This window comes from Cytophagaceae bacterium, assembly GCA_016722655.1.
Classification (GTDB): domain Bacteria; phylum Bacteroidota; class Bacteroidia; order Cytophagales; family Spirosomataceae; genus Leadbetterella.
In genome coordinates this window covers 1,286,534-1,307,088 of the sequence record JADKIR010000005.1, presented here as the reverse complement: position 1 = coordinate 1,307,088, position 20,555 = coordinate 1,286,534, and the positions used below count along the sequence as shown (strand labels likewise).

General features: G+C 37.2%; 15 protein-coding genes and 1 pseudogene. 12 read left to right on the top strand and 4 right to left on the bottom strand.

Annotated features, from left to right (window positions below):
- Window positions 1-308: 308 nt before the first annotated feature.
- The 7 genes and pseudogenes from IPP61_21475 (at window position 309) to IPP61_21445 (ending at window position 9,793) form a co-directional block, all read left to right on the top strand.
- A pseudogene (locus IPP61_21475) lies at window positions 309-2,921 on the top strand (sodium-translocating pyrophosphatase).
- 70 nt (window positions 2,922-2,991) lie between these two features.
- A complete protein-coding gene (locus IPP61_21470; GenBank protein MBL0327694.1) occupies window positions 2,992-3,729 on the top strand; it encodes a sulfite exporter TauE/SafE family protein in 738 nt (245 codons plus the stop codon).
- A gap of 548 nt (window positions 3,730-4,277) precedes the next feature.
- Window positions 4,278-5,120, top strand: coding sequence for a GntR family transcriptional regulator (locus tag IPP61_21465; GenBank protein ID MBL0327693.1), 843 nt, complete (start codon window positions 4,278-4,280; stop codon window positions 5,118-5,120).
- Between the two features lie 22 nt (window positions 5,121-5,142).
- On the top strand, window positions 5,143-6,240 hold the full coding sequence (locus tag IPP61_21460) for a Nif3-like dinuclear metal center hexameric protein (protein ID MBL0327692.1): 1,098 nt from the start codon (window positions 5,143-5,145) through the stop codon (window positions 6,238-6,240).
- A gap of 38 nt (window positions 6,241-6,278) precedes the next feature.
- Window positions 6,279-7,025, top strand: a complete 747-nt coding sequence (locus tag IPP61_21455; protein MBL0327691.1) for a hypothetical protein — start codon at window positions 6,279-6,281, stop codon at window positions 7,023-7,025.
- A 174-nt stretch (window positions 7,026-7,199) separates the two neighbouring features.
- Window positions 7,200-7,937 (top strand): response regulator transcription factor, encoded by a 738-nt coding sequence (locus IPP61_21450; GenBank protein ID MBL0327690.1) that lies wholly within the window; start codon window positions 7,200-7,202, stop codon window positions 7,935-7,937.
- A complete protein-coding gene (locus IPP61_21445) occupies window positions 7,934-9,793 on the top strand; it encodes a tetratricopeptide repeat protein (protein ID MBL0327689.1) in 1,860 nt (619 codons plus the stop codon). The genes IPP61_21450 and IPP61_21445 overlap by 4 nt, the downstream gene beginning before the upstream one ends.
- A gap of 109 nt (window positions 9,794-9,902) precedes the next feature.
- On the opposite strand, the gene IPP61_21440 is transcribed toward IPP61_21445, so the two are convergent.
- The 4 genes from IPP61_21440 to IPP61_21425 form a co-directional block, all read right to left on the bottom strand.
- A complete protein-coding gene (locus IPP61_21440; protein MBL0327688.1) occupies window positions 9,903-10,727 on the bottom strand; it encodes a DUF2911 domain-containing protein in 825 nt (274 codons plus the stop codon).
- A gap of 69 nt (window positions 10,728-10,796) precedes the next feature.
- A complete protein-coding gene (locus IPP61_21435; GenBank protein MBL0327687.1) occupies window positions 10,797-11,576 on the bottom strand; it encodes an SDR family oxidoreductase in 780 nt (259 codons plus the stop codon).
- A complete protein-coding gene (locus tag IPP61_21430) occupies window positions 11,560-11,853 on the bottom strand; it encodes a DUF202 domain-containing protein (protein MBL0327686.1) in 294 nt (97 codons plus the stop codon). Before IPP61_21430 ends, IPP61_21435 begins: the two co-directional genes overlap by 17 nt.
- Window positions 11,854-11,940: 87 nt before the next feature.
- Window positions 11,941-15,261, bottom strand: a complete 3,321-nt coding sequence (locus IPP61_21425) for a TonB-dependent receptor (GenBank protein MBL0327685.1) — start codon at window positions 15,259-15,261, stop codon at window positions 11,941-11,943.
- Window positions 15,262-15,629: 368 nt separating this feature from the next.
- Here IPP61_21425 and IPP61_21420 point away from each other — a divergent pair, with 368 nt between their 5' ends.
- The 5 genes from IPP61_21420 (at window position 15,630) to IPP61_21400 (ending at window position 20,537) form a co-directional block, all read left to right on the top strand.
- On the top strand, window positions 15,630-17,030 hold the full coding sequence (locus IPP61_21420; protein ID MBL0327684.1) for a DASH family cryptochrome: 1,401 nt from the start codon (window positions 15,630-15,632) through the stop codon (window positions 17,028-17,030).
- A 104-nt stretch (window positions 17,031-17,134) separates the two neighbouring features.
- Entirely contained in the window at window positions 17,135-17,728 is a 594-nt protein-coding gene (locus IPP61_21415) for a LemA family protein (protein ID MBL0327683.1), read from the top strand.
- 33 nt (window positions 17,729-17,761) lie between these two features.
- Window positions 17,762-18,193: a TPM domain-containing protein gene (locus IPP61_21410; GenBank protein ID MBL0327682.1), complete on the top strand. Its 432-nt coding sequence runs from the start codon at window positions 17,762-17,764 to the stop codon at window positions 18,191-18,193.
- A gap of 2 nt (window positions 18,194-18,195) precedes the next feature.
- Complete coding sequence (locus IPP61_21405; GenBank protein MBL0327681.1) at window positions 18,196-18,987, top strand: TPM domain-containing protein; 792 nt, start codon at window positions 18,196-18,198, stop codon at window positions 18,985-18,987.
- Window positions 18,988-19,211: 224 nt separating this feature from the next.
- Window positions 19,212-20,537, top strand: a complete 1,326-nt coding sequence (locus IPP61_21400) for a proprotein convertase P-domain-containing protein (GenBank protein ID MBL0327680.1) — start codon at window positions 19,212-19,214, stop codon at window positions 20,535-20,537.
- Window positions 20,538-20,555: the final 18 nt, after the last annotated feature.

Here is a 20,555-nt window from a genome sequence, read left to right as displayed (position 1 = left end):
ATATTTACAAAAAAATACAAACCTGCCGGCTTAGTTATATATTCTAAGTTATTACTTCAGGCTTTTTATAATAAATTTTGAAAAATATGGATCGCAGGTATTTTTTCAAAAAGAAAATTTTAATCTGATTTTCATAGAATATCAGAATTTTTCTACACTATTTTCCAGACTAATACTATTTTTTTTATATATAATTGAATTTTACCTTTTTATTGTCTCGCTGAAAACGTAAATTTGCGGGATTTTTAATTTTAGTACAAAAACTTAAAACCATTTTTTATGAATTCAATTGTTTATTTAGTACCAATTTTGGTCTGATAGGCTTGATTTACACTTTCATCAAATTCAACTGGGTGTCGCGTCAGGACCCGGGTGATGCCACCATGCAGAAGCTCGCCGGTTATATTGCCGATGGAGCAATAGCATTTTTAAAAGCTGAATGGTTGATACTTTCCTATGTTGCCATTCCCACTGCCATTGTATTGGCTTGGTTAGGTATGCAGAAAGGTACTCCCGAAAATCCGATTCACTCGTCATGGGTTATTGCTGTAGCATTTTTGATAGGTGCGATTTTTTCAGCGGTGGCAGGATACATTGGTATGAGGGTAGCCACCAAAGCAAATGTAAGGACTGCTCAGGCTGCAAAAACATCGCTTGCAAAAGCATTGAATGTTTCATTTACCGGAGGTTCAGTTATGGGAATGGGAGTTGCCGGTCTTGCAATTTTAGGTTTAGGTGGTTTGTTTATCATATTTTATAATGTTTTTGCACAAGGCGAAGGACTGACTTCAGTAGGGATGAAAACTGCCATTGAAGTTTTGGCCGGTTTTTCATTAGGAGCTGAATCTATTGCCCTTTTCGCCCGTGTAGGTGGAGGTATTTATACCAAAGCTGCCGACGTAGGTGCCGACCTTGTGGGTAAAGTTGAAGCCGGTATTCCGGAAGACGATGTTCGTAATCCTGCGACCATTGCCGACAATGTGGGTGATAACGTAGGTGACGTAGCTGGTATGGGTGCCGACCTTTTTGGTTCTTATGTTGCTACCATATTGGCTACTATGGTTTTAGGACAAGAAATCAATGTGGGTGACAACTACGGTGGTTATTCTCCTGTTTTGCTTCCGATGTTGATTGCGGGTGTGGGACTTTTAGCATCAATTATCAGTACCTTCTTTGTAAGAGTAAGGAAAGAAACCGACTCAGTTCAAACTGCCCTGAATATCGGAAACTGGATGTCAATCATTATCACATTGATAGTTTGTTATTTCCTTGTGCCTTATATTTTGCCTGCCTCTTTAAATCTTAGAGGATTTGAGTTTACTGCAATGGATGTGTTTTATGCCATTGTCACCGGTCTGGTTGTAGGTACTTTGATATCTTTCATCACTGAGCATTATACTTCAATGACCAGAAGACCAGTAAAATCTATCGTTCAAAAATCTGGAACAGGTCATGCTACCAACATCATTGGTGGTTTGGCTGTAGGTATGGAATCTACCGTATTACCAATATTAGTTTTGGCAGCCGGTATAATTATTTCTTACGGTTTTGCGGGATTATATGGTGTATCAGTAGCAGCTGCCGGTATGATGGCCACTACAGCTATGCAGTTGGCTATTGATGCTTTTGGACCTATCGCAGATAATGCAGGTGGTATTGCCGAAATGTCTCACTTGCATGCAGATGTTCGTGAAAGAACAGACAACCTTGACGCAGTAGGTAACACTACCGCTGCCACAGGTAAAGGTTTTGCGATTGCCTCTGCTGCCTTGACTTCACTGGCTTTGTTTGCTGCTTTTGTGGGTATTGCTGGTATCAGTCAAATCGATATTTATAAAGCACCAGTTTTGGCAGGTTTATTTGTGGGAGGAATGATTCCTTTCATTTTCTCAGCATTGGCAATTTCAGCCGTTGGTAAAGCTGCCATGGAAATGGTGACGGAAGTTCGTCGCCAGTTCAGAGAGATTCCGGGTATAATGGAATACAAAGCTGAACCAGAATACGAAAAATGTGTTGAGATTTCGACAAAAGCATCTTTGAAGCAAATGATTTTACCAGGTGGTATCGCAATCGCTGTTCCGGTAATAATTGGTTTTGGATTTAAAGGTGTATTTCCTGATTCCAGCTCAGCTGAGATTTTGGGGGGTGTGTTGGCAGGTGTTACGGTATCTGGTGTTTTGATGGGAATCTTCCAATCTAACTCTGGTGGTGCCTGGGATAACGCTAAAAAATCTTTCGAAAAAGGTGTAATGATTGATGGAGAGCATCATAAAAAAGGCTCTGATCCTCACAAATCAGCTGTAACCGGTGATACTGTGGGTGACCCTTTCAAAGATACTTCAGGTCCTGCCATGAACATTTTGATCAAGTTGATGTCGATCGTATCCTTGGTTATTGCTCCATACATAGCAGTGGTAAAAGCTCCGGTAGTAATCGAAACTTCTGATGAGCCTGTAGAAATTGTAGCCCCAATCTCAAAAGCACTTTCGACTGGGGTAAATCTTTCTTTCGAAAAAGGCGGTATTGAAGATAAACTAATCAAATTTATTGAAGATGAAAAGCAAGTTGCCGGTAAAGACAACTGGTTTGATTTCAAAAACTTAAACTTTGTTTCTGAAAGTTCGGATTTGGATTCTACTTCTATCAAGGAGGTAAAAAATATTGCTGAAATCATGAAAGCATTTCCGGCAGTGGCTTTAAAAATTGGCGGATATACCGATAATACAGGTAACTATGCCAATAACCTTGATTTATCATCCAAAAGAGCCGTTTCTGTTATGGAGCAATTGGTAGCTTTAGGAATTTCGGCTGACAGATTGGAGTCTGAAGGTTATGGTGATAAACATCCGGTAGCTTCTAACGAAAAAGAAGAAGGAAGAAGCCAGAATCGCAGGATAGCGGTCTCGGTTAGAAAAAAATAAGACTATCGTTTTTATAAAAAAAAGTCGTCAGGGGTTTTAACTTTGGCGACTTTTTTATTTTTACAAAAATATGAATTTTGAAATATACCAATGGGCAATTTTGGGTCTTGGAGCTGCCATCATCGGAATGTCAAAAGCCGGGATTAAGGGGATAGATATGCTCAATGTAACCATCATGGCGTTGGTTTTTGGTGGAAAAACATCCACAGGGGTCGTTTTGCCATTGCTTTGTGTCGCCGATGTTTTCGCAGTTTGGTATTACAAACGGCACATTAAAATGGAATATTTCTGGAAGCTTTTGCCCAGTGTCATTACAGGTATTTTACTTGGAGTTTGGCTTGGGCAAATCATTGATGACCAACTTTTTAAGAAAATCATGACCGTGATTGTGTTGTTGACTATCATAATATTACTTTGGATGGAGATGAACAAAAAGGCCCAATTTCCTCATAACCGCATTTTTTCCAATTCCATGGGTTTGATTTCGGGTTTTACCACCATGATTGGCAACCTTGCCGGGGCATTCTCCAATATTTATTTTCTGGCAACCGGACTTCCCAAAAATGAGTTCATTGGGACAGCAGCCTGGTTGTTTTTAGTGATAAATTTATTCAAATTACCCTTTCAGATTTTTGTCTGGAAAAATATTAATTTTCAAACCTTCACAGTTGATTTGTATCTGATTCCATTTCTAATTGCCGGTTTTTTTATAGGGAAAAAAATCGTGGGCATCATCAATGAAAGTTTATTTCGGAAACTCGTGATGGGGCTCACTTTAGGAGGTTCAGTATTGCTTTTGGTTTCCTGAATATCCTCCTTTTTCCTTTCTTATTTCGCCAAATAAGCAAAATCCTTATTTTTTGTCTTTCAAAATGCCTAATTTTATAGGTAATTATGTCTGGTTAAGGCTTTCTAAAAAAAAATATCAAGGGTTTGTGTATAAATGCTAAATTTTATAACTGTCAAAAGAATGAAATAAATCAAATGTGACCTTATAACAGCCTGCACTGTCTGAACACAATCAAAATTCTCAAAAGGAGAAAAGTGAAATTTGTAAATAAATGATTTTGAGAATTTTGAGTGTGTGAGTTTGCAGGCGGTCGGCCGCTGCCGGGCAGTTTTTTTTGCTTCGTTTTTTTTTGAAAAAAAATGAAGGCCCAGGCGGCAGCCGACACAAAGAATGGAATACAGCTTTTTTTCTATTTTACTCTAAATGCCATTTAAAAGTAGATTAAACATCTAATTTTTAGTATAAATATCGTTAACCGTTTTAAAGTAAAATTTTGTTAAATTAAAAAGTTAATTTTAAAACATTTATAAATCAAAAATTTACCTGTTTTTCAGTAGGCCTTAATTATGAAAGTAGGAGAATATAATACCTTAAAAATCCTTCGCGGAACGGGCGTAGGTATGTATCTGGGCGACGATGAAGGCAACGACGTACTGTTGCCACACAAATACATCCCTGAGAACGCTGTGATTGGTGAAGATATCGATGTCTTTATCTACCGCGATTCTGAAGACCGCCTGATAGCGACCAATCTTAAGCCGCTGCTACTTCTCAATGAATTTGCTGTGCTCGAAGTGGTGGCCGTGACTGGTATCGGTGCCTTTTTGGATTGGGGACTGGAAAAAGACCTTTTTGTGCCCTTTAAAGAGCAAAATCATAAATTACAAACCGGACAATGGGTGCCTGTTTACCTTTATCTCGATACCCAAACCGACCGTCTGGTGGCTTCGGCAAAAGTCAATAAATTTTTTAAAAATGATCAGATAGAAAACCTGGAAATAGGGCAGGAGGTTGATTTGATGGTATTTGAAAAAACCGATTTGGGACACAATGTGGTGATAAACAATCTCTACAAAGGTCTGGTGTTTGAAAACGAAACTTTCCGGAGAATCGCCTGGGGAGATAATTTGAAAGGATTTATTAAAAATATCAGAGAAGATGGCAAAATTGACGTGTCACTTCAACCCATTGGCTTCAGGAAATACATTGAACCCGCAGCCCAACAAATTCTGGATAAGCTAAAGCAAAACAATGGAATTTTGCACCTATCCGATAAGTCTGATCCAATAGAAGTAATGGAGATATTGGAAATGAGTAAAAAGAGCTTCAAAAAGGCAATTGGTGGCCTCTACAAAGATAAAAAAATCGACATTTTGACCGATTCAATTGTGATTTTGGAGGAGAAATAAAGAATAGAAAGTCTTTTTATTTATGAAAATCAAAGAATTAACTCAATTTCTTGAAACCCTGGCTCCAACGGTTTTTCAGGAAGACTACGACAACTCAGGTTTGATAATCGGGGATCCGGAAACCGAAATTTCTGCTGTTTTGGTTACGTTGGATGTAACGGATGCGGTGCTGGATGAAGCCATTCAGAAAAATGCCAATCTGATTGTTGCCCATCATCCATTGATATTCCGAGGATTGAAGAAATTAAATGGCAAAAACTATGTGGAACGCCTGGTGATAAAGGCTATCAAAAATGATATCGCCATCTATGCCATCCATACCAATCTCGACAATGTGGCCGGAGGCGTCAATACCAAAATTGCGGAGCGACTTGGACTCAAAAATGTGTCGGTACTAAGAAAAAAAGAAAATACCCTTTACAAACTGGAGGTGTTTGTTCCCAGAGAAAACACCGGAGCACTTCAAAACGCTCTTTATGCCGCCGGTGCAGGCAATATAGGGAATTATTCTGATTGCAGCTTTAAAGTGGAAGGTATCGGTAGTTTCAGGCCTCAGAAGGCCGCCAATCCTGTGATCGGGAGCCGGGGGATTTATGAAGAGGTAGAAGAACACAAAGTGGAGGTGATTTTTCCTGAAAATCTAAAATCAAAAGTACTGGACGCCATGCGAAAAGCTCATCCATATGAAGAGATTGCTTATTATTTGATATTGCTTGAAAATCAAAATCAGACCGTTGGCTCTGGGAGTATTGGTGTTTTGGAAGAAGCAATGGAACTGGGCGACTTTTTAAGATATCTGAAACAGAAAATGAATGTTTCGGTAATAAGATATGCCGGTCCTGAAAATAAAATTATCAAAAAAGTGGCTGTTTGTGGCGGAGTAGGAAGTTTTCTTTTTCCTGATGCAAAGGGTGCAGGTGCCGATGTTTTTGTGACTGCCGATTACAAATATCATGAGTTTTTTGATGCCGATAATCAGATTGTAATTGCAGATATCGGACATTTTGAAAGTGAACAATTTACAAAAGATTTATTAGTAGAAATTATTTCAAAAAAATTTAGTAATTTTGCGTCCTATTTATCAGAAATAGATACAAATCCAATTAAATATCATTTTTAAAAAAGACAGCAAACAGGTCTTTATTTATATTAGAATATATGGAAATTACGATTGCAGACAAACTTATAACCCTGTTGGAGTTACAAGATATTGATTCAAAACTAGATCAACTTCGTAAACTTAGAGGTGACTTGCCCGAAGAGGTAAAAGATCTTGAAGATGAAGTAATAGGTTTTGAGACCCGTGTTCAGAAGTTTCAGTCTGAAATAGGCACCTTCAAAGAAGAGATCGACAAACACGTGGCTAACAAAAAAGATGCGGATAAGTTGATTTTGAAATATAAAGATCAGCAAATGAACGTTAGAAATAACCGTGAATTTGATGCCATTTCAAAAGAACTTGAGCTTCAGGAACTTGAAATTCAGCTTTCTGACAAAAGAATCAAAGAAGCTGATTATCGTATCGCGATGAAACAAGCCGACATAGATGATACAGAAGCTGCCAAAGCCAAGCGTATGGATGTGTTGGAACAAAAGCGTCAGGAATTAGATAAGCTTGTCACTGAAAGCCAGGAAGAAGAAGAAAAACTTTTGAAGCAATCAGAAAAACAAGCCAAGAAGGTTGACGAAAGATTACTAAAAGCATATCAACGAATCAGAGGCGGTGCTAAAAACGGACTTGCGGTAGTTGCTGTTGACAGAGGTGCTTGTGGTGGCTGTTTTAATGTGGTTCCTCCTCAGCGTCAGGCTGATATTATGGACAAACAAAAAATCATCATTTGTGAGCATTGTGGTCGTATATTGGCCGATGCCGATATGATTAAAGTACACAGAAAGAAAAAATAAGCTTAAAATAGTTTTTGGAAAAAGAGTGAATTCAGTGATGTTTTCACTCTTTTTTTTATTTTTCCCAATCATAATGTTTTTTTTACTTTTTGTAAGGAAAAAATGGCAAATCATACAATTACTATCCAATATTGACAATAATTCCATAGCTTTATAAAGATATTATTCTCCATTATGATAAATGTAGTAATCCTTGATGACGAATCTAAGGCTATCCAAAGCCTTGAGTGGGAAATAAAAAGTTTTTGTCCTTCAGTTAATGTATTGGCGACATTTGAAAGTCCATACGATGCCAGAGATTTTATTTTATCCAATGAAATTGACTGCATTTTTTTAGATATTGACATGCCTCAGATGGATGGCTTCAGGTTTCTGGAATTTTTTCCCAAACGCGATTTTGAAGTCATCATTACAACTGCCTATGATCAGTACGGAATTCAGGCACTCAAAACACGGGCAATTGATTATTTGCTTAAACCTATTGATTCTGACGACCTTATCAAAGCCGTAGATAAAATTGAAAGCCAAAAATCAAATACTCATATCAAGGATATTCTGGAAGAAATGCTCATCAATATGGCCAATTCACAGATTCCAACTTTAAAAAAAATCAATATCTCATGTGACGGCAAGATATATTTTTTAGAATCTCACGAAATCCTGTATTGTGAAAGTGACGGAAATTATTGCAATGTATTTCTCGAAAACGGCCAAAAACTTTTTTTGACACAAATTTTAAAAAATATAGAAGAGAAGCTTCCCAAAAGTATTTTCTACCGGGTGCATAATTCATTTGTGGTTAATCTCAATAAAGTAAGAGAATACCAGAAAAATGAAGGATATCTGGTGCTGACCAATGGCAAACATGTACCCGTTTCGAGAAACAAGAAAAACCTTTTTATTGAAAAATGATAAGAAAAATTCTTATAATATTAAGTCTGTTTGCCTGGTTTTCAGGTAATTCGCAGAGTGTTTCCTTTGAAAAAGCATTGGGAAATCTGAAAAAGGAAAAGGAATTTGATTACCTTAACATTGACACTTACTTAAAAGAATTTAAAGGGGATAGCTTAATAATAAACAAATTAGCCGGGCAAAGTGATTTTCCAGAAGGGAAAATCTATGCCTTAATTGTTAAAGGGATCAACACCCGCAATAAATCTGAATATAAGGCTTCTTTAGGTTTACTTCAGAATGCTATAAATGAAGCACAAAACGTTGGCAATACTGACCTATATATATATGCTCTCAACATGCTCGGAGTAACCTATCGTCGCATGGATGAAGTGCGTCTTGCTCTTGACAATCATAAGCTGGCATTGAGTCATGCCGAAAAAATCAACCCAAAGACAGAAAGTATCCTCAGAAGTATTGCCATTTCACAAAATAGCATCGGTAATATTTACCTTTCTTTAAAACAATATGACCTGGCCTATAAACAATTTGAAAAGTCGCTGAGCATTGAAAAGAAACTTAATAATAAACTAGGCCTTGCAATAAATTATCAAAATCTGGGTATTATCGCGGAGGCTCAAAATGACCTGCCCGAGGCTTTGAAAAACTACAAAGCATCATTAAATTATAATCTGGAAATAAACTCAGCTTTAGGTAAAATAATCTGCAATAATTCTATTGGTCAGGTGCTCATTAAGCAAAATAAGGCTGTAGAAGGTCTTAAATTTATACAACCCACCATTAAGCTTTCAGAAGAACTTGGTGATAAATATTATATGACTCTTGCCCGAATCAACTCAGGCTGGGCACAGACCAAACTTAAGAATTATTCTGATGCCGAAACCAACCTGAGGATGGGTCTGGATATTGCTATTCAAAATGACTTTAAATCATCAGCTTCGGAGGCTTATGAGCATTTGGCCAATCTCTATGAAGCCAAAGGCGACTATAAAAATGCCTTGCTCAATATGAAACTGAAGCAAAAATATGGCGAAAAAGTACTGAATGAAGAGAATCTGCGATATACTCAGGAACTTATCTTAAAGTATGACAGTGAGAAAAAGGAGAACCAGATCAGGCTTTTGGAAAAAGAAAATGAATTGGTAAAATATAAGCTCAGAGATAATCAAAGAATTATGGTTTTTGCGGCAATTTTGTTTGCGATGCTTGGGGTTTTATTTTTGATTTGGTACCGTCAATATCAACTCAAAAATGAGAAAAAAGTATTGATGCTCGAGCAACAAATGTTACGTTCTCAGATGAACCCCCATTTTCTATTTAATTCTTTAAACTCTATCAAGCTTTTTATAATTAACAACGAAAAAGAGACAGCGGTTTATTACCTCAATAAATTTTCAAAATTAATCAGGACCATTTTGAGCAATTCTCAGGAAAAGGAAATTAGTCTGAAAGAAGAGCTCGAAACGATGGCCTTATACCTCAATATTGAAAATATCAGGTTTACTGAAAAAATTAATTATGAGGTGAAAATTGAAGATGGACTAAATCCTGAAGAGATTAAAATTCCTTCTTTGATACTTCAGCCATTTATTGAGAACGCTATTTGGCACGGCTTGTCAAATAAGAAAGGAGATAAAAACTTAAAAATCAATATTCAGAAAATTGAGGACTTTGGGGTTAGATTTGAAATCATTGATAACGGTATCGGGCGGGAATTGGCCCAGAAAATCAAAGATTCAAAAGTTTCCAAGCAGACTTCCATTGGATTAAAATTGACCAAGGAACGCCTTCAGAATTTCGCCAAAACCTCAGTAAAACTACCGAGATTACTTTTGTGGACCTTTATGATAGTCTAAAAAATCCAACAGGCACCAAGGCTATTATCACTATTCCAATCAAATAGGTTTTTAATAGAACAAAAAAAACACCCGACGTTTGCCGGGTGTCTAAAATATCTGTAAAATATTACTTCAAAGAGTTGATAAGTTTCTCATTTAGAGTAACATAATCGTCTGATTTGGCTTTCTTTGCTACTTCAATTCCTTTTTTCGCTGTTGCGATAGCACCAGCATTGTCACCTAGTTTAGCCTGAATTTTAGCTTTCAAATGGATAATCCAATATGCATCTGGCTGTGCGTCAACCGCTCTGTTGGCCCAAGCCAAAGCTTGATTCATATCTTTGCTATTGTCAAAATAGTATGATGCAGCTTGAAAATAAGGCTTCGAGTCCACATTCATAGCTTTGTCTATATCAGCCATGATTTTTGTGTCGATGTCGGCCACTACCGAAAACTCAACCTCTGTTTTTTCCCAAACCAGGCTTACATTCACTGAATTGGCTGTTTGAGCACCAAAAAGTATCATAAAATTTTCAACTGCAAATGGCATAGCAACAGCTGAGGCTTTAAACCTTGTAACCTCGTTTTCTGCTTTGTAATTGAAAACGCTTGTCTCAGGTTTCGCAAGAATAATTTCCCACTCTTTTTCGCCAGGAATACTTAGAATAGAATATTTTCCGGCTTTTACAGCTTTACCACCCACTGTTACATCCTCGCCAAAGGTGATAGTAGTCTGGGAATTGGCACCGGTTCTCCACATTTTTCCGAAAGGCACCAGGTCACCAAATATTTTTCTTCCTTTAGCAGCTGGTCTTGAGTAATTTATCTCAATACTTGACAGAGCAAAATCCTGTTTGATTGTCTGGGTTGGACTTGGAGCAGGAGTTTTGATTCCCTGAGAAAATGCAAATCCCGAAATAGCCATAGCGGCTAACAATAAAATTTTCTTCATTTTTTTAAAGGTTTGTTTTTATGTTGAACGATTAATTCCATCAAAAAGTTTGTAATGGTGGTTTTAAAATTAAAGACTCATACTCATTCCACCATCCACCGGCAAATTGATTCCGTTGACAGAAGCGGCGGCCGGACTACATAAAAAGGCTACTGCAGCTGCTACTTCTTCAGGTAAGGCAATTTTTCCTGTCGGAATTGATTTTATTATTTCTTTAATTAATTCTTGTTTTGAAATGCCTGTCGATATTACTTTTTGATTAAATACTTCTTCCAGGCGGTCTGTCAGGGTATATCCCGGCAAGACATTATTTACGGTTATTCCCCGGTTTGCGATTTCTTTTGAAAGCGTTTTGGCCCAGGCAGCTACTGCATATCTAATGCAATTTGACACGCCAAGGCCCACAATGGGTTGCTTTACAGATACTGAAATTATATTTACAATTCTTCCAAATCCTTCAGATTGCATAAATGGAACAAACCTTTGAGCAAGGATCTGAGCAGTTTCGAGGTGTTGCCGGAAAACCGCTTCAAATTTTTCGGTAGGCTCTTCAATGATATTCCCACCTGCAGGCCCGCCGCTATTATTGATTATAATATGATATTGTTTTTCAATAATATCAACTTTTTTCTCAAAATCAGGCAAATTTTCATAATCCAAAACCTGAAAATCATGGCTTTGGCTGCCATCATTTGGAAGTAATGCAAGTTTTGACACCAAGCTGTTTTCGGTTCTTGATACCAATGTTACGTTTGCTCCCAAAATGGCCAGCTCCATTGCGGTTGCCCAGCCTATTCCTTTTGAGCTGCCACTTACTAATGCGTTTTTTCCTTTAAGATTCAGATTCATAATCTTCTTTATAATGGCCGATATGTATTTCGCTGCGTTTTATTCTTTTTTTATGAATGAAATAATTGCTAATTCCATAAATAAATATAAAAATTGAAATGCCAAACATCAGTATCTGTACTTTTTCATGATGTTTGATTTTCAAGAGGTTTTCAAGGCTTAATCCAGCCAAAGAAAAATAGAGTGATGTTCTCAGGAAGGCCAGCAGGGTAGATTGATTGGCAAGGGTGGTTCTTTGCAGAGCCAGATTTTCTCTGAGAATCAGGTCTTTGTTCATTTTTATCCAATTTATTGAAGTACAAAGCTAAAAAAAATCCTGCTCCGTATGAAGCAGGATTTTTTAGAATATGATTAAAGAAAAATCTTAGTTGAAAGACATTCTTAGACCAAATTGCAAATAATAAGTAGAACCGATTGTTTCTGTTGTTCTGTAAGTCTTTTCAGAAATAATTGCTCCACTGTTAAAGTTCATTCTGAAGGTAGGCTTAACAGCACCACCAGGAACCAAACTTGATGTATTGGTAGGAATCAAAAGGTTTCCTGTTGAGAAACTTCTGTTACCCCATGAAGAATTCAAAAGGTTACCTACATTAAAGATATCAACATAAAACTGAAGATTATTTTTTGTTTTTGCAATATCTCTGATCAAATCCTGATTAAACCTTAGGTCAAACTGATTTCTCCATGGAAGTTTAGCACCATTTCTTTCAGCATATTTACCTTTATTTTTGCTCAAATACGGATCGTTTTCAATCAAATTAAAGAAAATAGTTGATTGCTCAGCAGCAGTGTAGGCTTTTCCACCGTAGCTGGTATTTCCTGCAGCAATATCAAGGAAGGTAATCTCTGAAGCATCTTTAGGGATGTAAATCAGGTCATTAACCTGACCGTCACGGTTAAAGTCAGATGAGTAGGTATAAGAATATCTTCCCTGATGTGCACCATCATAGAACAATGTGATTCCGGTTTTTAATTTTCCGATAAGGTTTCTATTGTATGAAACTGAACCTACTAATCTATGAGGAAGAACGTTTGATGTATAACCCAAAACTGGATTGTTTGAATTACCCACAATCTCAGGAATCGACCAAAGGTTAAGTATCTGGTCACCGCTACCGTCACCAAAGTTTTGAGCACCGGATGCTACATAAGACAAGGTAGCAAAGAAACCTTTGTCAAATTGTTTTGACAATTGCATCATTGCCGAATAGTAGTTGCCACCCTGAGCATTTTTCATCACAATAGTGTTAAATGCACCTGTATTTGTGGCAGAAGCCTGACCCGCATTGTTTAGTTTGTTAATGAACTTGTCAACGTTAGGGTTTGCATATATCTCTCTGTTATCAGGATAACCAGAAACATTCAAAGCTTTAGGTTGAGTCAGGTTTACGTTTTGAGCAATTACAGCATTGATGTCTTTGTTTAAGATACCTTCAAATGTAGCTGTAATTCCCAAAGGAAGTTTGAAATCAACTGCTAAACTACTTTTCCAGGTAGATGGGAATTTCAAATCTTTATCCATTGCTGAGATTGAGCTTGGGATGAAAGTTCCTGCTGCTGGAAGGGTAGATGGATAGTTGGCTTTGACATCCGGGCTGAAAACAGGAGTATTTGCCTGGCCATTCAAAGCCTGAGTTATTTGCAACATTCCGGCATCACCAGATTGAGCCACTATCCATACAAATGGAATTCTACCGGTAAATACACCAGTACCACCACGTAATTGAATACTTCTGTCACCTTTCACATCATAATTGAAGCCTAATCTAGGAGAAACCATCAATTTGGTAGATGGAAGCTCACCGGTATCAATTTTTCTACCATCAGCAAAAGTCAAACCTGCAACCAATGGGTGAGTTTTGATTTCATCAACACCAGGGAAAGAAGGAAGTTCAATTCTGATACCACCAGTCAATTTGAGACGGTTCGTTACATTAAATACATCCTGCAAATACAATGATGTTTGATTGAACTGGAATCCAGGGAAAGCCTGTGAACCATCTGCTGTCAAAGGAAATGTAAGGGCATAATCTTTAGGTTTTGCACCTGAAACGAAATCATTCCATGAGTTAAAGATATAGTATCCTGTTCCAAATCTTTGGAAACCATTTTTAGTTGTACTTGTTTCAAATTGACCCCCTGCTGTTAAATTATGTTTACCCAAAGAATAATTAGCATCGTAATTAAGTGTATAAGTAGTAACATCTCTAAGGTTTCCATAAGTAAATGGCTCATAACCAAAAGTTGTAATAACCGATGCCCCTTCAAGGATATCAACCAGTGGAAATACTCCACCACCCGAAGTACGTGGCTCATACTGATGAACCCATGCACCTCTCAAAGAGTGGTTAAATTTACCAAAGTTACCATTGTATTCCACAGTTCCTGAGTAAAGGTTTGCCTCCTGGAAATAATTGGAATTCATGAAGTGAAGTGCATTGTTGCTCAGACGGTTATTTGCAGATGAGAAAGAAACGTTTGAACCTGAAGTAGAAGATGAAATGGTTCTTGGTTCAGCATTTTGTACCTGATTATATCTAAAATTGATTTTGTGATTGTTGTTAATGTTCCAGTCAATTCTAGCAAATAATTTGTCATTGTAGCTCTTGTTAGAATAACCCTGGTAAGGGCCTGTTTCATAACCATATTTGTCCAAAAGGTATTTGCTTACACCGTCAAGAAATTCTTCTGTTGGTCTTGCCACATAAGTAGGAGTGTTGGCTCCGCCAAAAGGCATTGAAGCATTAGAAGCTACTTTAGTTGGGCCAGGTTCATTGGTTTTGTTTTGTTCCAAATTAACAAAGAAGAACAATTTATCTTTGATAATTGGTCCACCTACACTTACACCATATTGTTTGATGAACAAATCGTTACGAACAACTTCTTTGTCACCAACTTTTTTGCCCTGAAGTTTTTCATCACGGTAAGTTGCAAATGCAGAACCGAAGAATTCGTTTCTACCTGAACGGGTTACTGCATTAACAGCAGCACCGGTAAAGCCTGATTGACGAACATCAAATGGAGTAATGTTTACAGATATCTGCTCTATGGCATCCAATGAAATTGGTGAGCCGTTGGCAGGGATATTCTGACCAATACCAAACTGATTGTTGAAGTTGGCTCCATCAATAGTAAAGTTATTTGATCTGTAGTTACCACCACCTATTGACTGGCCTGTTGCCTGTGGTGTCAATCTGGTTAAATCATTAACACTTCTTGAGATTGAAGGCAAATTGGCTATTTGATTACGGTCAATGTTGGTCAAAGAACCTGTTCTTTCGCTGCTCAAAACTCTGTTTCTATCCGAAGTTACAACCACTTCGTCCAGTGTAGTATTGGCATCAACCATTTTGAAGTTGACAATCTCGGTTTCAGCAAGTCTTAAATTAGAAACTTCGATTTTCTGATCTTTAAATCCTACAAAAGAAACAGAAACTGCATAAGGACCACCTACTCTTACTATTGGGAAATTATAACGTCCTTTGGTATCAGTAATACCAGCGTATTTTGTCCCAGTTGGAACATGAACAGCCAAAACGGTGGCTCCGGGTAAAGCTTCACCTTTGGTGTCAGAAACAACACCACTTAAGGCAGATGTTGTAACCTGAGCCTGTAGGCCAAAACTCATAACAAGGCCAATGAATAATATACTCAAAAGCCTCAAAAAAGTAGTTTTTTGATTCATAAAATAAAAATTTGGGGTTAATTTGTTAATTACTTTTGTAATTTGACTTTGAAATTAAACAATACAAAATTAAATTAAAAATTATATTAAAAAAAGTCGAAATTTCACATCCTGCTTCTAACTTGAAAAATTACAGTTTTTTATCAATATAGGTATATTAAGAAATTGTTAAGCACCATTTTTTAGCTTTATGAACATTTTATCATATTTTATTCTTTTCTAAAAAAAATTATAATTTAGAATTGTCAAAATGACGGTTTTTCGTTCTGAAATACTGTTATTGCATGCCTGAAAACATTATTAAAGCTTTTTGTTTTTCATTCAAAAACGTTTAGTCATTTTTGCATTAAAATTCTCTTCAATATTTCATGGGTAATATTCTTTTTTGGTTTCGAAACGATCTGAGGGTAAAAGATAATCAGGCACTTTTGCAGGCTTCTCAAGAAGGGAAAGTTGTGCCCGTGTATGTGATTGATCAGAGAATGTTTATGCCTAATGGTTTGGGATTCAATCGGACCGGTGTTTTCAGAGCAAAATTCCTCCTTGAATCATTGACCGAGCTCAAATCTAATCTTCAAAAGTTGGGTTCAGACCTTGTTGTGAAATTTGGAATTCCTGAAAATGAGCTTTATGATCTTTCAGTAAAATATGATGTAGAAAAGGTAATTGCTTCCAAAGAAGTAACTCAGGAAGAAACCAACGTGGAGTCGGCACTTTATCAAAAACTAAAAACCAAGAACATTGAAATAGATTTTTTTTGGTCCAATACCCTTATTCATGTGAGGGATTTGCCATTTCAAATACATTTTGTACCCGATGTTTTTACTGATTTCAGGAAAAAAGTAGAAAATGCCTGGAAAGTAAGAGACGAATTGCCGGTACCTGAAGCTATAATTTCACCCGAAAATCTGGAAAAAACAAAAATTCCCGATTTAAAAGACCTTGGATATGAGGAATTTAAACCAAGTGAAAAAGATCTGAACCACTTTTTGGGCGGTGAAAAACAGGCAATGGTAAATCTGAATGAGTTTATCTGGGAAAAAGACCTATTGAAAACTTATAAAGAAACCCGCAACCAGATGCTCGGCAAGGATTTTTCATCCAAATTGTCCCCTTATCTTAGTTTTGGATGTATTTCACCACGCACTGTTTATTTCCAGGTGAAAAAATATGAGGCAGAACGTATTCAAAACGAATCGACCTACTGGCTGATTTTTGAATTACTTTGGAAGGATTATTTCTATTTCATAGCCTTAAAATTTGGTATCAGGATGTTTAAACGCTGTGGTATAAAGCATGATCTCAACAAGACCTGGCGAAGAAATAAAGAGCATTTTCAGTTGTGGATAGAAGGCCGCACGGGGGTTCCTATCATTGACGCCATCATGGTCGAGCTCAAAACCACAGGATACATTTCTAACCGTGGGAGGCAACTGGTGGCGAGTTTTTTCACCAAGGACCTCAATCTGGAATGGTGGTGGGGAGCCATGTATTTTGAGAGCCAATTGATTGATTATGAAGTGTGCAGCAACTGGGGCAACTGGAATTATATAGCCGGTATTGGAACAGATCCCAGGCACGACCGATATTTTAATCCTATCGGACAGGCAAAAAAATATGATCCCGAAGCAAAATTTATAAAGTACTGGTTACCACAGCTTTCGGATATTTCGTCTTCGGATATTATTGACATCACTCCACTTGAAAAACTTATAGGAGAGGGCACAGATTATCCTAATAAGTCAATTCCTAAAAACAAAAGATGGTAAAATTTACCATTCAACAGATTTGGGATACTTTCATAAATAATATATTTTATTACATTCAATAGTTTTTATAATTTTAGGAAAATTTTTAATAAAACCTCTGAAAAATGAAAAAAGGAACTTTAATAATCGTAGCAGTTTTGGCCATCTTTGGAATGTATGGATGCAACTCATACAATGGCCTGGTAGGTAAAGAAAACACAGTACAGGAAAAATGGGCACTGGTACAAACCCAATATCAACGTCGTTCTGACCTGATTGCCAATTTGGTAAAAACTGTTCAAGGTGCTGCTGATTTTGAAAAAAGTACACTTACTGCAGTAATTGATGCAAGGGCAGCCGCAACTCAGGTAAAATTTGAGGCTAAAGATTTGACACCGGAAAATATGGCCAAGTTTCAGGCTGCACAAGATCAATTGAGCGGTTCGTTGAGCAGACTATTAGTATCAGTGGAACAATATCCTAATCTGAAAGCCAACCAGAACTTTCTGGAACTGCAGGCTCAGATTGAGGGTACTGAAAACCGTATCGCAGTTGCCAGAACTGACTTCAACAAATCAGTTGGAGATTACAACCTTTCTGTGAGAACTTTCCCTAACAATATCATGGCTAATATCTTTGGTTTTGCTACTAAAGCTTTCTTTGAAGCTTCAGAAAAAGCTCAGACAGCTCCTGATGTGAATTTTGATTTCAAAAAATAATCATTCCGAGCCCGTGAAAGCGGGCTTATTTTTATGTTTATACTCAGCGAGACCCAGCAGGCCAACGTAATAGAGGCAATAAAAGAAGCCGAAACCAATACTTCGGGAGAAGTGAAAGTGCATATCGAAACCACTTGTGCTCATGCCAATCCAATGGATAGGGCCAAGGAAGTATTCGAATATCTGCTACTTCATAAAACAGCCAACAGAAATGGGGTACTGTTTTATTTGGCTTACGAAGACCATAAATTTGCAGTTTTGGGCGACAAGGGAATCAATCAAAAAGTTGGAGCCGATTTTTGGAATTCAACGGTTGAGCTTTTAAAAGAAAACTTTAAAAAGGGTGATTTTGAAAACGGACTCATTGCAGGAATCAAAGAAGCCGGCATAAAGCTCAAAGCGTTTTACCCTTACCAGAAAACCGATAAAAATGAAATATCTGATGACCTAAGCATCGGACATTGACCATGAAAAGAAAATTTCTTCTGTTTTTTACTCTAGTATTTATTAATTCAGGTACATGGGCTCAGGATATCCCTGCAAAGCCCAGTCCACCTAAATTAGTCAATGACTTTGTAGGTGGGCTGCTTAGCGATGCCCAAATACAGCAATTGGAGCGTAAACTGGTTGCTTACAATGACTCTTCCTCTACTCAGGTTGTAATTGTAATAGTGAAATCAACACAACCCATGGAGGCTGCTGACTATGCTATTGAATTAGGTCGGAAATGGGGTGTTGGTCAAAAAGACAAGAATAACGGTCTGGTGCTTTTATGGGCTCCCGGCGACCGTAAAATTACGATCCAGACCGGCTATGGAATGGAAGGGGCTATCCCTGATATTTACGCCAAAAGGATTATTTCGACCATAATAGCTCCCAATTTTAAGGAGTTGAAATATTTTGAAGGACTTGACCAGGCCACCGATGCGATCATAAAATATGCATCAGGTGAATATCAGGCCAAACCCGAGGAAGAAGGTGATGGTTTGATTTTCTTTATTATTTTGGTTGTTTTGATCATATTTATACTTTGGATTATAGGTCGTAACAGCAAAGGTGGAGGTGGAAATAAAAACAAAGGAAACAGTGCATGGCCATATACGGTTTTTACCGGCTGGGGTAGCCAGTCAGGAAACTGGGGTGGCGGTGGTTCATCCTGGGGAGGTGGCGGCTCATCCTGGGGTAGCGGAGGAGGCGGTGGCTTCGGAGGCTTCGGTGGCGGAAGCTTCGGCGGCGGCGGTGCCAGTGGAGATTATTGATACTGTTGTTTAAAAAATATTGAAATACCTGCTTGTAAGAGTGGGTATTTTTTTTTGTGAATATGTTTTTTTAATGACTTCTATTTTTTAAAAATTCAGATTTTTTAGGATAAAATGGAGCAGAATTTTTCAAGAATTTATTTTTTTTAAACATTATTTTAAGAGTTTAATTTTGTATCTCAAGGATTTATTAAATTTGAATAATTACATCAAATTTTTTTACAATGCGTACCTTTTTAATCCTGATTTTACTGATAATTAGTTCACAAATAGCGAATTCTCAAATGTTTTTAAGTGAAGGTGGCAAAATTGATGACTTTAAAAATGAAATAATTCCCGACACTTTTAATTTGAAAGTTTCCCTCCCTGTTCAAGCCATTGACTCCGGATATGGTTTATCAAAAGTTTGTATAAATATTAGCCATGAAAGAATTTCGGATTTAAAAATTGAACTTATCGCCCCTGACGCAACCCGAACCTGGCTAACTAACCGAAATGGAGGAGAAGAATCGGATTTATATTTTAATACCTGCTTCAGTACTTATGGTTTTTCGGGATACATCCATCAGGGAAAATACCCCTATACCGGAGAGTATATCCCCGATGGCCGATTGGAACTGGTTAACAATGGTCAAAATCCCAATGGGATATGGAAAATTATTGTTACGGATTTAAGGAGTAATATGACCGGGAGTCTGAATTTTTTCAGCCTATCATTTGAAAATAACCCAAACCCCGGGTATGGAAATCCCCCTTGTTCTGAAAATAATCCTGCTGCATGTGCCTGCCCTGACGGGAAAGCTCCATGTAATTTATTGCCGGATTTAGTAATACTTGAATCTTTTACCAATGCACAAATAGAAGAATTTCCCTGGAATCACCCTGATTTTCCGGGGCAAATAAGATTTGCGGCCACAATCGCAAATATTGGTACGGGCCCTATGGAAATCTTTGGATTAAATAAATGGTTTTGCGGTGATAAAGAAGTTGATTTTGAGTCAAAGTGTGAAAATGGAGAAGACCCAAGACAGAATCTTGTTCAAAGAGTATATCGTTTAGATTCCTCAAGTCAAATTATCAAAGAAGATATCCATGCCGGTACCAATTATTTTGATAGGAAACCGGGGCACAATCATTACCATGTGGACGATTGGGTTGAGTTCAGACTATTGAAAGAAAAACAATCGAAGAGAAAACTAGTATCAGAAGGTAGAAAAATCAGTTATTGTCTTTTTGATACAGGTATTTGTAACAATCCTTTTGATAGTTTATGTTTTACAAATGGAAAAAACTATTCAAAAGGGAATCTGATAAATTATGGTTTTGGGGAATTTACCGATTGTAAATTTGATCACCAGGGAATAAGTGTTGGAGGATATGATACCTATGGGTATATGTATGAGGGTCAATATCTTAAATTACCTAAACGATTAAAACCAGGGTTTTACATCCTTGAAATAGAGATTGACCCCGAGAAAAAATACCTGGAAGCAGATAGAACCAACAATACATTTAGGAAAAAAGTATTTATCTCTAAACAAAAAAAATGATTCAGATGAAATTTTAGA

Coding starts and splice junctions, on each gene's coding strand:
- IPP61_21470 (MBL0327694.1), top strand. CDS start 2,992: ATGAATTTTGAAATATACCAATGGGCAATTTTGGGTCTTGGAGCTGCC.
- IPP61_21465 (MBL0327693.1), top strand. CDS start 4,278: ATGAAAGTAGGAGAATATAATACCTTAAAAATCCTTCGCGGAACGGGC.
- IPP61_21460 (MBL0327692.1), top strand. CDS start 5,143: ATGAAAATCAAAGAATTAACTCAATTTCTTGAAACCCTGGCTCCAACG.
- IPP61_21455 (MBL0327691.1), top strand. CDS start 6,279: ATGGAAATTACGATTGCAGACAAACTTATAACCCTGTTGGAGTTACAA.
- IPP61_21450 (MBL0327690.1), top strand. CDS start 7,200: ATGATAAATGTAGTAATCCTTGATGACGAATCTAAGGCTATCCAAAGC.
- IPP61_21445 (MBL0327689.1), top strand. CDS start 7,934: ATGATAAGAAAAATTCTTATAATATTAAGTCTGTTTGCCTGGTTTTCA.
- IPP61_21440 (MBL0327688.1), bottom strand. CDS start 10,727: ATGAAGAAAATTTTATTGTTAGCCGCTATGGCTATTTCGGGATTTGCA.
- IPP61_21435 (MBL0327687.1), bottom strand. CDS start 11,576: ATGAATCTGAATCTTAAAGGAAAAAACGCATTAGTAAGTGGCAGCTCA.
- IPP61_21430 (MBL0327686.1), bottom strand. CDS start 11,853: ATGAACAAAGACCTGATTCTCAGAGAAAATCTGGCTCTGCAAAGAACC.
- IPP61_21425 (MBL0327685.1), bottom strand. CDS start 15,261: ATGAATCAAAAAACTACTTTTTTGAGGCTTTTGAGTATATTATTCATT.
- IPP61_21420 (MBL0327684.1), top strand. CDS start 15,630: ATGGGTAATATTCTTTTTTGGTTTCGAAACGATCTGAGGGTAAAAGAT.
- IPP61_21415 (MBL0327683.1), top strand. CDS start 17,135: ATGAAAAAAGGAACTTTAATAATCGTAGCAGTTTTGGCCATCTTTGGA.
- IPP61_21410 (MBL0327682.1), top strand. CDS start 17,762: ATGTTTATACTCAGCGAGACCCAGCAGGCCAACGTAATAGAGGCAATA.
- IPP61_21405 (MBL0327681.1), top strand. CDS start 18,196: ATGAAAAGAAAATTTCTTCTGTTTTTTACTCTAGTATTTATTAATTCA.
- IPP61_21400 (MBL0327680.1), top strand. CDS start 19,212: ATGCGTACCTTTTTAATCCTGATTTTACTGATAATTAGTTCACAAATA.